This is a genomic window from Desulfobacula sp. (assembly GCF_021107415.1).
Genome location: NZ_JAIOSW010000063.1, coordinates 1 through 12,625, shown reverse-complemented (window position 1 = coordinate 12,625; position 12,625 = coordinate 1). Strand labels below are relative to the sequence as shown.

Annotated in this window: 10 protein-coding genes; 8 read left to right on the top strand and 2 right to left on the bottom strand. The window is 37.2% G+C overall.

Annotated features, from left to right (window positions below; all coding sequences use genetic code 11):
* The 6 genes from serC to K8S13_RS03440 all read left to right on the top strand — a co-directional run.
* Window positions 1-949: 3-phosphoserine/phosphohydroxythreonine transaminase (serC, locus tag K8S13_RS03465; RefSeq protein WP_291460469.1), on the top strand; the 949-nt coding region annotated here is incomplete at its 5' end.
* Window positions 949-2,529, top strand: coding sequence for a phosphoglycerate dehydrogenase (serA, locus tag K8S13_RS03460; RefSeq protein WP_291460467.1), 1,581 nt, complete (start codon window positions 949-951; stop codon window positions 2,527-2,529). The genes serC and serA, both read left to right, overlap by 1 nt.
* A gap of 2 nt (window positions 2,530-2,531) precedes the next feature.
* On the top strand, window positions 2,532-6,137 hold the full coding sequence (locus tag K8S13_RS03455) for a DUF3683 domain-containing protein (RefSeq protein ID WP_291460465.1): 3,606 nt from the start codon (window positions 2,532-2,534) through the stop codon (window positions 6,135-6,137).
* Between the two features lies 1 nt (window position 6,138).
* Window positions 6,139-6,849, top strand: coding sequence for a 16S rRNA (uracil(1498)-N(3))-methyltransferase (locus K8S13_RS03450; protein WP_291460464.1), 711 nt, complete (start codon window positions 6,139-6,141; stop codon window positions 6,847-6,849).
* 15 nt (window positions 6,850-6,864) lie between these two features.
* Window positions 6,865-7,029 (top strand): hypothetical protein, encoded by a 165-nt coding sequence (locus K8S13_RS03445; RefSeq protein ID WP_291460462.1) that lies wholly within the window; start codon window positions 6,865-6,867, stop codon window positions 7,027-7,029.
* A gap of 104 nt (window positions 7,030-7,133) precedes the next feature.
* Window positions 7,134-7,625, top strand: a complete 492-nt coding sequence (locus tag K8S13_RS03440) for a cyclic nucleotide-binding domain-containing protein (RefSeq protein WP_291460461.1) — start codon at window positions 7,134-7,136, stop codon at window positions 7,623-7,625.
* A 3-nt stretch (window positions 7,626-7,628) separates the two neighbouring features.
* Here the strand turns inward: K8S13_RS03440 and K8S13_RS03435 are convergent, their stop codons facing one another.
* Window positions 7,629-8,636, bottom strand: coding sequence for an HDOD domain-containing protein (locus K8S13_RS03435; protein ID WP_291460460.1), 1,008 nt, complete (start codon window positions 8,634-8,636; stop codon window positions 7,629-7,631).
* Window positions 8,637-8,740: 104 nt separating this feature from the next.
* Between K8S13_RS03435 and K8S13_RS03430 the strand changes: the two genes are divergently transcribed.
* Both K8S13_RS03430 and K8S13_RS03425 read left to right on the top strand, forming a co-directional pair.
* Entirely contained in the window at window positions 8,741-10,756 is a 2,016-nt protein-coding gene (locus K8S13_RS03430) for a class I adenylate cyclase (protein WP_367172518.1), read from the top strand.
* Window positions 10,757-10,764: 8 nt separating this feature from the next.
* Window positions 10,765-11,775: a tetratricopeptide repeat protein gene (locus tag K8S13_RS03425; protein ID WP_291460459.1), complete on the top strand. Its 1,011-nt coding sequence runs from the start codon at window positions 10,765-10,767 to the stop codon at window positions 11,773-11,775.
* A gap of 5 nt (window positions 11,776-11,780) precedes the next feature.
* Here K8S13_RS03425 and K8S13_RS03420 read toward each other — a convergent pair.
* Window positions 11,781-12,625 (bottom strand): ATP-binding cassette domain-containing protein (locus K8S13_RS03420; RefSeq protein ID WP_291460458.1); only part of this gene is annotated, 845 nt, incomplete at its 5' end.

Here is a 12,625-nt window from a genome sequence, read left to right as displayed (position 1 = left end):
TTTTGATGATGTTATCAATGATGCAGTCCAGCGGGCAAAAAGACTTTTAAAACTTGATGACAGGTTTCATGTTCTTTTCCTACAAGGCGGGGCATCGCTTCAATTTGCCATGATCCCCATGAATTTTCTTTCCAAGGATGACAAGGCTGACTATATTAATACCGGCACCTGGTCAACCAAAGCAATAAAGGAAGCTCAGATTCAAAAAAAGAATTACACGGTTGTTGCCACATCCGAAGATAAAGATTTTTCATATATCCCAAAGGATATTCAATTTTCAAAGGATGCCAGATATGTTCATATGACATCCAACAATACCATTAAGGGAACCCAGTTTCACAAATTTCCTGATACAAATGGTGTACCAATTGTCTGTGACATGTCTTCAGATATTTTTTCACGACCCCTTGATATGGAAAAATTTGGTTTGATATATGCCGGGGCTCAAAAGAATCTCGGGCCATCGGGTACCTGCATGGTGATTATCCGGCAGGATATGCTGGATATGGCAAAAGAAGACCTGCCGTCCATGTTAAAATACTCAACTTATGCATCAAAAAATTCAATGTATAACACGCCGCCTTGTTTTGGAATATATACCATTGATCTTGTGTTAAAGTGGATAGAAGAAGAGATGGGCGGGATTGAAAAAATGGAAGAATATAATATTAAAAAAGCGGATCTTTTATATGATTTTATTGAATCGAGTTCATTTTATAGGACCACAGCAGAGAAAGACTCAAGATCCTTAATGAATCTAACCTTCAGGCTGCCAGGCGAAGACTTGGAAAAGCAGTTTGTTGTTGAGGCGACTGAAAATGGTTTTGGCGGACTTAAAGGGCATAGATCGGTTGGCGGATGCAGGGCGTCTATTTATAATGCCGCAACCATGGAAAGTATTAATGCAATAGTACAGTTTATGGAATCCTTTGAAAAGGAGAATAAATAATGAAAGTTCTTGTCAGCGATAAAATGGGTGAAGCAGGTCTTGAAATTTTTGAAAATCAGGAAGGTATTGAACTTGATGTAAAAACAGGGCTTACTCCGGATGAACTTAAGGAAATTATTGGACAATATGATGCTCTGGCCATCAGGAGTGCCACTAAAGTCACAAAAGAAATCCTTGAAGCAGCTACAAATCTAAAGGTTATTGCAAGAGCCGGAATCGGCCTTGACAATGTTGATATTGATGAAGCCACAATAAAGGGTGTGGCGGTTATGAATACCCCGGGTGGAAATACCGTAACCACAGCCGAGCATGCCATTGCCATGATGATGGCACTGACAAGGAATATCCCACGGGGCACACAATCCATGAAGCAAGGCAAATGGGACAAAAAATTGCTCCAGGGAAGGGAAATCAGTAACAAAACATACGGTGTGATCGGATTTGGTAATATCGGCTCCATTGCCGCTAACCTTGCAAAAGGTTTGAGAATGAAGGTTGTTGTATTTGATCCTAATATTTCTTCCGAGCATATTGAAAAGGCCGGATTTAATTACGTTACTTTAGATGAATTGTATGCACAATCTGATTACATCACCATTCATGTTCCTAAAATGGATGCCACCATTGATCTGCTGGATGCTGAAGCATTTGCTAAAATGAAAGACGGTGTCATGGTCATCAATTGTGCAAGGGGAGGGATTATTAATGAGTCTGCCCTTTATGATGCCATCCAATCCGGTAAGGTGGCAGGAGCTGCCCTTGATGTGTTTTCCACCGAACCTCCCGGAGAGCATCCTTTGTTGACACTTGACCAGGTCATCGCGACTCCTCATCTTGGCGCATCCACCAAAGAGGCCCAGACAAATGTTGCCGTTGCAGCAGCAAACCAGATTATTGCCTACTTGTTGCACGATACCGTCATTAATGCAGTAAATGTTCCATCAGTTACAGGAGAAGTATTAAAGCAACTCAAACCCTTTTTATATCTTGCAGAAAAAATGGGAAAAATGCAGGCTCAGATCACCAAGGGCGGGGTCAAGGAAGTTGATATCGAATATATCGGCAAATTTCCTGATCTTGATTTAAAACCCATTACCATAGCAGGAATTAAAGAATTGCTTGCTCAATTTGTTCAGCATGAGGTCAATTCTGTGAACGCGATTTCTCTTGCCAATGAAATGGGAATTAAAATTTCAGAATCTACTTCAAAGGAAGCTGGAAATTTTTTAAATCTTATTCGAATAACCATCGTAACCCAGGAAGCAACCAATATCCTTGAAGGTACTATTTTCGGCAAGGATGATGCCCGAATTGTCAGGATTAATAAATTCCGATTAGAGGTCATTCCCGAAGGACATCTCAGCTTGATTCATAATGTTGACAAACCCGGTTCCATCGGTTCCATGGGTACTACCCTGGGAAAACATAATATTAATATTTCCCGTATGATGGTGGGTAGAGAAGAAGACGGTCAGAGAAATATTATATTCCTGAGAACAGATACCCCTATTCCTTCTGAAGTTGTAAAAGAGATTGAAGAACTGGAGCTTGTCATCCGTATGACAACCTTTGAATTGTAGCGATGGCAGATCCAAAAAGAAAGATACCCTACAACTACACCTCAGCTGATGATGACCAGATAATCAAACATCTTTTTGGATCTAAACTGCTTAAGGTTATTAAAAAACTTGAGCCCAGAAAAGATACCGGCAGATCCTCCAGGCTCCTTTACAGGTTTATGGGGGATCTGTTTATAATTCAAAGAAATCCTTTTCTTTTCCAGGAACTTGTTGAGCATCCAAACCAAAGAACGCGATTGTTTTCTGAATTTAAAAGTGATCTTGCTATTATCGAAAATAATGCCGACCAGGAAGATGTTCTTATTGTTCTTGAACAGTGTAAAATTGAACTGAACAGGCTTTCAAAGAAAATCAAAAGTGTCCGAACCGAGCAAAATCGAATTTCAAAGCATCTGTCACCTATCATTGGCAGGACCAATATTTATTTTGATCCGTTTAATATTACAGCCCACGTAACCGATGCTACTGACTGGCGACTTTATACGCCTGTTGCAGTCCTGCGGCCTTACAAGGAATCCCAGGTGCCAAGGCTTGTAAAAAAAATTGAAAGCTTAGGGCTTCATATCATCCCAAGAGGTGCCGGCACAGGACTGACAGGAGGTGCAACGCCTTTAACACCCACTTGTGTCATGCTCAATACTGAAAAATTGAATCAAATTTCAGATATTGAGTATGAAAAAAATAAAAACGGTAATGAGTTTGCATCCATTACACTTGAGGCAGGCGTTATTACACAGGATGCCATGGCCGCTGCAAAAAATAAAGGCTTTATCTTTGCCACCGATCCGACCAGTTCCTGGGCATGCACTATTGGCGGGAATCTATCAGAAAATGCAGGCGGGAAAACGGCTGTTTTATATGGAACAGATATTGATATTGTGCTTTCCTATAATATTACAATGCCCGATGGGGTGTCTTATACTGTTAAGAGAAAAGATCATCCTTTAAGAAAAATACTTCCCCAGGATACCATTGTTTTTGATATTTATCATCAGGATGGTCAATTGATTCATATGATTACCATAAAAGGAAATCAATTACGTAAAAAGGGCCTTGGCAAAGATGTTACCAATAAGACCTTGAACGGGCTTTTTGGTATTCAAAAAGAGGGATGTGACGGCATTATTACCTCTGCCAGGTTTATTTTGTATCCTGAATTTCAATTTAAAAAGACCTTTTGCATAGAGTTTTTTGGAAATGATATGAGCCAGGCAGGGCTGGTAATCGCAGATATCTCCAACGCATTTTCCAAGACATTTTCAACATTGGGGCCTTCCTTGATGGCGCTTGAGCATTTTGATGAAGAGTATATTAAAGCCATTAAATACAAAACCAAAACATCCGTGGGAGCAAGGCTTATTGCTGTACTTCTCGTTGATATGGTTTCAAATGATAAAGAACAATTGCACACCGGGGTTACAATGCTTGAAACCATACTTGAGCCCTTTGATAAGACAGGTTTAAGTATTGCAAAAGATAGAAGGCAAGCTCAAAGATTCTGGCAGGACAGGAAGCGCTTAGGGGCAATCGCCGCCCATACCAAGGCTTTTAAATTAAATGAGGATATTGTATTGCCCATAGATTCATTGGCCGAGTTTGCAAGGTTTGTCGATCAATATAATATTGAAGAGAAAAAATTCAACCAGGCCCGAATTATTCAAAATATTGTTCAATATCTTGATACGGCAATTCCGCTGGCAGATCCCGAGCTTTTACGAAAAAGGGTGGGCCAGGCAAAGGATCTGGCATACAGGACAAGGAAAAAACTTGAAATTGCTTCAAGGGATGCTCTTGAAGCCTCTATTCACTCTAAAAATTTTTACAGGCAGGTCATTGACAATTTACACGGATATACACTTGTTATTGAAAATGTGACCAAAGTTTATGAAAAAACAAAGTCAAGGCTTATTGTCATTGCCACCCATATGCATGCAGGCGATGGTAATGTACATGTCAATATCCCGGTTTTATCAAATGACCGCCAAATGATGGAAAGAGCCAATAATACAGCAGATAAAATAATGAAAAAGGCTGTCTCTTTGAATGGGGTTGTTTCCGGTGAACATGGGATAGGGATTACAAAATTCAAACACCTTGATCAGGAAAGAATAAACGAATTTACTGACTACAGAAAGAGGGTTGATCCTAACGGATTAATGAATCCCAACAAACTTTTTGACCCGGATATCATTGAAAAAGTATTTACCCCTTCTTTTAACCTTCTTGAGCTTGAAGCAAGGATTTTAAACCATAGCTCTTTATCAAAACTTGCCTTGGATATTGCCAATTGTGTCAGATGTGGAAGATGTAAACCGCAATGTCCGGTTTTTTACCCTGATCAAAACATGTTTTTCCATCCGAGAAATAAGAATTTATCCATTGGTGCATTGATTGAGGCATTGCTCTACATTACCCAGCGGACACAATCCATCGGTTTTAAAATCCTTAAAAACATAGAGCAAATTGCAGATCATTGTACGATCTGCCACAAGTGTTTTATTAAATGCCCGGTCAATATTGATTCCGGAAATATCGCTATTAAAGAGCGGGATATCCTTCAAAATATGGGATTCAAGCATACATCTCCGGCAACAAATGTAACCCTTAAATACCTTTCTACTAAAAATAAAATTCTAAATCCAGTTATGAGAACCTCTCTTCTTGGTATTGGAGGAACACTCCAACGCACAGCCACAAGTGTTTTATCTCCGCTCAAAAGAGTAAAGGGTGTGAAACTGAATGGATTTTTACAATTGCTCAAATCACCCATAGTAAAATCTGATTTTGGAACCTTAAGGGCTTTTCTACCCACTGCAAATAAAAATCAAGCCCTTGTTCTTGAACCTGAAGGAAATGTCCATTCAAGTGTTTTTTATTTTTCCGGGTGTGGAAGTGAAAGGGTATTTTCAAAAATATCAATGGCTTCAATTCTCCTTTTATTAAAAAATCATAAAAGGGTTATCTTACCACCGCCGTACATGTGTTGCGGGTATCCCTTTTTTGTCAATGGCAAAAGAGAAGAGTATGACAGGATTGCACTTGAAAATATTATTATTCTGACTCAGATAAGAGATATGTTCAGGGATCTGACATTTGATGCCTGCATCGTCAGCTGCGGGACTTGTATGGAATCTCTCAACGACATCAATATTACCAGGATATTTGACTGCCCGATTCAAGATATTTCAGAATATGTACTCAATACGGATCAAACAATACAAATGAATCAAAATTATCTCTACCACACTCCCTGTCATGATTCTCTAAAGGACAATGCAATGGTATTGTTGAAAAAATATTTAAAGAGCAACAGCATTCAAAAAGTTCCTTATTGCTGCTCTGAAGCCGGAACAATGGCACTTTCAAGGCCGGATATTACCAATGCAATGCTGGAACGAAAAAAACATGCAATGAGAAAAGAAAACACAAACAATGGATTGAAAATATTAACCAACTGCCCGTCATGCATACAGGGGCTTGGACGGCATCAAGATCTAAACTTGCAACCCATCCATCTTGCACAGGAACTTGCTTTTCTTAAGGAAGGAAAAAACTGGGAAAGAAAATTGAAAACTCTTGTACGTCAAAATGAGGTTGTTACTTTTTAAAATGAACCTTGTCCTTTTGGAAAATAAAGATTTTATTGATGATGTGCATATCGTACTGAAAGGAAGGCGGTTTAAGCATTTGATCTCGGTAAACAAGGTGATGAAAAACCATCGATTGGTCTGCGGCCTTTTAAATGATAAGATTGGTATGGGTTTGATTACAAAAATATCAAATGATTTTCTTGAGATGGAAATCCTTCTTGACAATGACCCGCCTAAGCCTTTGCCTTTAACACTATTGTTAGCGTTGCCAAGACCGAAAATGCTCAAGCGAATTATAGAGAATGTTACAAGTCTGGGAGTTAAAAAAATTTATCTGATCAATTCCTGGAGAGTGGAAAAAAGTTTCTGGCAAAGCCCATTGCTTAAAGAAGATCAGCTTAGAAAATATATGATTCTGGGACTGGAACAAAGCCGTGATACAGTATTACCTGAGATTTATCAAAAAAGATTTTTTACTCGATTTGTAAATGAGGAATTGCCCGGGATTATAAAAAACAGTTTGTGTGTCACAGCCCATCCTAAAGCTTTAAAAATTTGTCCATCAGGTGTAAATAAAGAGATAATACTTGCAATAGGCCCGGAGGGAGGGTTTATTGATATTGAAGTGGAAACCCTGGAAAAACAGGGTTTTTTCTCATATCATATTGGACAAAGAATTTTAAAGGTTGAAACCGCTGTAACCTATTTAATTTCACGATTGTATTCTTAAAAAGAGGAACAACAGATGAAAGATAAAAAGAAAATCGATAAAGAACGGCAAATGTCTTATGATAGTTTGCCTCCAAGTGTTAAAGAGAGTTTGACCGAGGAAGAAAAAGAGATGTTTCTTTTATCAGAGCAATGGCCGGATTCTTTGTTTGAAAAACTGGAAGAATTCATCATAACCTGAAGGTCACACGTAACCTGAAGGTCACACGTAAAAGATTAAAATTGACAGCAGCCTTTATAGGTTTTAGAATTGTTTGTATAAAATCTGTTTTTAAGAGGTTGTACATGAGCAAGACACCAGAAAAGAAAATTCATTACGAAAAATATGTTAAGTATGCTCAGATACTTGAAAAAACAAAATGGGCCAATGAATTTTCCTGGGATCATATTCGTAATATCTGCAATTATATTCATCCGGTAAGTGCAAAAAAAGGGGCGGTTGTTTTTAAGGAAGGCAATAAAGAAGAAAGTCTCGGGATTATTGTAAAAGGATCAATTGATATTTTAAAGCAAAGTGATAATGAAATTAAAAAGGTTGCTACCCTGAAAAGCTCTCAGACTTTTGGAGAGATGGCCTTGATAGATGGAGAGCCCAGATCTGCAACGGGAGTGGCCGCCGAAGACTCCGTTATTTTTTTTATATCAAAAGAAAACCTGGTGGAGTTAGCTTCAGATCATCCCAAATTAGGATTTCAGCTTTTATGGAAAATTTCGAAATTGATCAGTCAACACCTTAGAAGAACAACGGGTAAACTAGTAGACTATATGGAAAAATAGGCACTATTTTTTGGGGACATCTACTTTCAAAATTAAAGTATGCTTTAAAATTTTATTCCATGACATTTTTAACAGTTCAACAGATTTTGAAGCTCCAATTTCAAGACTATTCTTATAATTTTCTGAAACGGCAACAATTTTTTGACCGATAGATTCACCTGTCATGGAAAATTCAATACCACACAGTTCATTTGAGAATGCACAAATATAACGTTGGAGATCATCCATAGTGAGTCCGGTTTTGACAACATTAAATTCTATGACAGGTTTCATGGCAGAAATGATAGAAGAGGGTAAATTCCATTTAGATATAACATATCGGCCTAGTTCACTATAGGAAATTCCAATAATGTGTTTGGAAGCCTGTTCCCTTGTAAGGCTGTTTTCATCTACATATATTTCAATATTAATAAAGACTTCCGGTGAAAATAAAGCAACCAGATATTCACCGAAATCATAAAGCATGGCACTGATTTGAATAGCTTCAGCATCTTTTATGCCCTCATCAATTGCAATTTGACGTGCAATGATACTTCGCTGCAGTGCTTTTAATGTTTTGTTTTTTAAGATCTTAATGTTTGCGATATCCTGCATTAATTCATAAATTTTTAGACTGGCAGCCGCAAGTTTTATTTCTTCTGTGCCTAAGATGATCATTGCTTCTGAGATGGTTGCGATTCCCTTATGTGAGAATTGGCCGTAAAATGAAGAATTCACAAGTTTCAACAGCTTAGAAGTGAGTGCGACATCCTTTAGAATAACATTAGCTATGTCATTGGCAGATGAATATTTCATTTGCAATATTTCATTTACATCTCTTATTTGACTGGAAAAAGATAAAAAGGAGTCTTCATCAAGGATTTTTTTTAAAATTTCTTTAACAAAAGTTTTGTAATTTATTATATCTCTACCCAGGTTTGAATGGCCCGAAAAAACAGAATGTTTGTTTACTCTGGATAAATCTATCAAATCCAATTCGATACCTGCATGGGGCGTTGCAGAATCAGTCATTATTTCTCCAAAATATAAACAAAATAAAAACAAAACTTGAAAAACCTTTTAGTTCAGCAATATAATATTTAAATAATAATCTTTTTTTTAACCCTTTTCAATGGATTTGTACAAACACAAAAGGTCTTGATATCGATAAAACAAAAAATATATTTAAGGATCTTAGAATACAAATTGAAAAAAATCGGTCTGCCTTTTCCAATTATAATATGGTCAGGATGAGAGAGGCTATTCGCTATTTGACCCCGGAAAAACTGGAAATTTTTATTAAGATACCCTTCCTTTTGCACATCAATTTTCCAGAGTATCCTGGGTTTATTGATAATAAGGTTTTATCCCATGGTATTTGGAATTTTGAAAATTCCGGGTTTTATAAAGAGGTCCTAAAAACAAAAATCTTTCCAAAATCCGTCATTGAAAATATTAAAATTGACAGGCCGTCAATTCTCGGGTTCTATCATATCGGAAGCCTTGGAACATTTACCCAGTCTATTGGTTCGGATTTTGATTATTGGGTAATAATAGATAAAAAGAAATTTTCCAAAGAACGCTACGCTATCCTTGAAGAAAAACTTGATGCCATATTGAAATACAGCAGAGAAGCATATGAGCAGGAAGTTACTTTTTTTATAATGGATCAAAAGGATATTAAGAACAATTGTTATGCTTTGTTTAAAGGTGAGGAAACGCTTACGGCATCAAAGATATTTTTAAAGGAGGAGTTTTACAGAACTTTTTTAATGATAGCCGGTAAAATTCCTATATGGTCTGTTTTGCCGGGACCACAGGAATCAAAAAAAAACACGGTCTTTAATACGGATGGAATTACAGCGCAGATTTTATCCATGCATGACGATTTGATCGACCTTGGGCAGATAGATTCCATACCCATTGAAGATGTATTAAAAGGCCTTTTATGGCAGATTTGTAAATCCGGATCAGATCCTGTTAAAGCCCTGATCAAAGCCACCATGGTTTTCAGTTATGGGTTTGGTCAAACAGCGAATCAATGCTTGCTGTGTGAAAAGATAAAGCAGGGATATTCAAAAGCCGGGATTGATGATTATGATGTTGATCCATACAAGGCTGTATTTGATAGAATTCTTGAATTTCATAAAAGAGAAGATCCCAAAGTGTTTAATTTGATAAAAAATGCCATTTTTTTCAGGTTATGCGAATATCCTGATGTTAAGATGCCCAATAAAAATACACCTAAACGGCTTTTGTTGAATAAGTATATACGCACCTGGAAATTAAGTAAGGATCAGGTGGAAAAGCTTTTATCCTATTCAACCTGGTCAGAGTCGGAAAAACTGCTTTTGGAAAAAACATTTATCCAAAGGCTTGCCCAAATGTATAACCATGCCATTGAGGAAACAAATAAAACAAAGCATCTTCTTAACATGGAAACAGAAAAAAGAAACTGGACCATATTAAGAAATAAAACCAGGGAGAGGCTGGGAAAAAGTTCTAATAGAATTTCTGAATGTTCAACATATTTAAAACGAAGAAATATTTTGCGTCTGGACATAATCAAAAAATCAGATTCATGGGAACTTAATGTTGTGACCCAAGCCGGTAAAAAAATAGATCGGCTTTATAACCATTCGCACTTGTTGGGTGTTTGGGGCTGGATTTTGGAAAATCAACTTTACCGAAGACATACGGCGACAATTGCGCTGGATGCAGATTTAAAGCTGTTTAAAGCAGGAAACAACCCCATTGATATGGACAAAATGTATATGGTATTTCAACCATTAAAGCCGTTGTCTGATAATTGCTATGAAAAAGAATCATCATGGTCAAAGATGATGATTCTTTTGTTGTATGATAAAAATATTATAAATACGGCTGAGTTCCTGATTTCAAATACCTGGGGAGAGTTATTTTTTGACAGGATTGAGTTTGTTCAAAAAATCAATAAAGAAGACCACTGCAATCAAATAGCCGAGTTCATGTTAAAGTATTCAGGTCAAAGTCTAAGATTTTTTATTTATCAATTATCCGATACCCATGATCCAAAGATTGTCTATCAACTTAAAAAAGCATATAATGATTTGGCTGATACGGATGGGAAAGCGATAAGCACAAGGAAAAAACCATATTTGGACAGGCTATAGGTGACTGGATGGATGATAAGCAGATTCTGCTAGTTGACGATGACAAGAACAGATTAAATCAACTGGATAAAGTCATCAGAACATTGGGGTTTAAACAGGTGTTGCTGACAGATGGCGCAGATAATGCCTGGGTGGTGATGAAAAATAAGAAAATTGACTGCATTATTTGTGCCTATGAAATGAAAGAAATGTCCGGTCCTGCATTGCTCAAGATTATCAGGCAAGAAGATACTTCATCTGATATTCCTTTCTTTTTAACAGACAAGGCATTTACAAAAATAAAAGTAATAAAGGCAGGGCAAATCGGTGTAACAGGTCTTTTTGTGATACCGTATGATGGAAAAGTAATGAGCCGGAAAATAGTGTTGGCCCTTGAAAATCCTAAAGAGCCTGTGGTCCAAAAAACTCAGGAAGCATTTGATCATGGACTGCAATTAATAGAAAAAAAGGAATATGGTAAGGCTTTAGAAATTTTTTCAACACTTGTTAAACAAAAAGATAATCCGGAATACTATTTTAATATTGGATATATTAAGACATCACAGGGAAAGCATGGCGAAGCAATTGAGGCTTTTTCCATGGCAACACGATTGGACAGGCTTTTTGCCAAAGCTTATGAAGAGATGGGAAGGGTTTATAAGCTTATGGGAGATCTCGTAAAGGCAGAAGAATATATGCAGCTGGCTGCAGAAATTTATATGGATACGGATAAAATCGGATCTGCAGAAGAGATCCTCAATGAAATTCTTGAATCAGGGATGAATTCGCTAAATGTATTTAATTCACTTGGAGTTTTGTATCGTAAAAAAGGGGATTCAAACGCTGCTCTTACCCAATACAAAAAGGCCCTGAAAGTACATCCGGATGAACCCTATATTTATTATAATATCGGAAGACTTTACCTGGATATGAAAGAGACGACAGAAGCAAAACATTCTTTTCAACAGGCACTTGAAAAGGATCCGGGATTTAAAGAGGCCAAACAGGTTATAAAAGCCATTGATCTTGGTGTTGTTTAATCGTATCAGCCATTGTTTTCTTTTTTTTTTTCTTCAAGATATTCCCACCTTTCATAAAGAATATGTGCCTGTTCCTGTGCCAGTTTAAGCAGAGAACAATAGTGTTTTATTTTTTCAGGATCATTCATAATTTCAGGTTGTCCAATTTTATCTGTTAACCCTTCAACCTCGTCTTCAGCAGCTAAAATTTTTTCTTCAATATGGTCCAGCTCATATTTGTCTTTATATGAAAAATTTAAGGAAGTTTTGGGTCTTCTTTTTTGGGTTTTTTTTATTTTTTTAGGCTTTTCAAGCGTGTTTTGACGAAAGTTCAGAATTTGATTGAAATCCTTAAAGAACAGCGCATCAGAGCCGGGATCAAGATATAAAATTCGATGGCAGACCTTGTCCATAAGAAAACGGTCATGGGAAACGATAACAACCGCACCCGGGAATCCTTTTATACTGTCTTCAAGGACTTCCAGGGATAAGATATCAAGATCATTGGTGGGTTCATCCAAAAGAAGGATATCGCAAGGAGTCAGCATAATATTGGCAATGATGATTCTTGCCTTTTCACCGCCGGACAGCCTTTTAACCGGCATATCAAGCTGATCCGGCATAAATAAAAATCGTTTTGCCCAGGTCACCACATGGATGGAGTGTCCCTTGTAATTAACACTGTCTCCACCACCCGGGTTGAGGGCTTCTTTTAAACTTAATTCAAGGTTTAATTTAGAACGATTTTGATCGAAAACAGCAATTTTTAAATTTTCAGCCCATTGAACCTTACCTTCATCCGGGAGGATTTTTTTTTCAAGAATGGATAAAAACGTAGACTTGCCGCTGCCGTTTTTCCCAACAACACCGA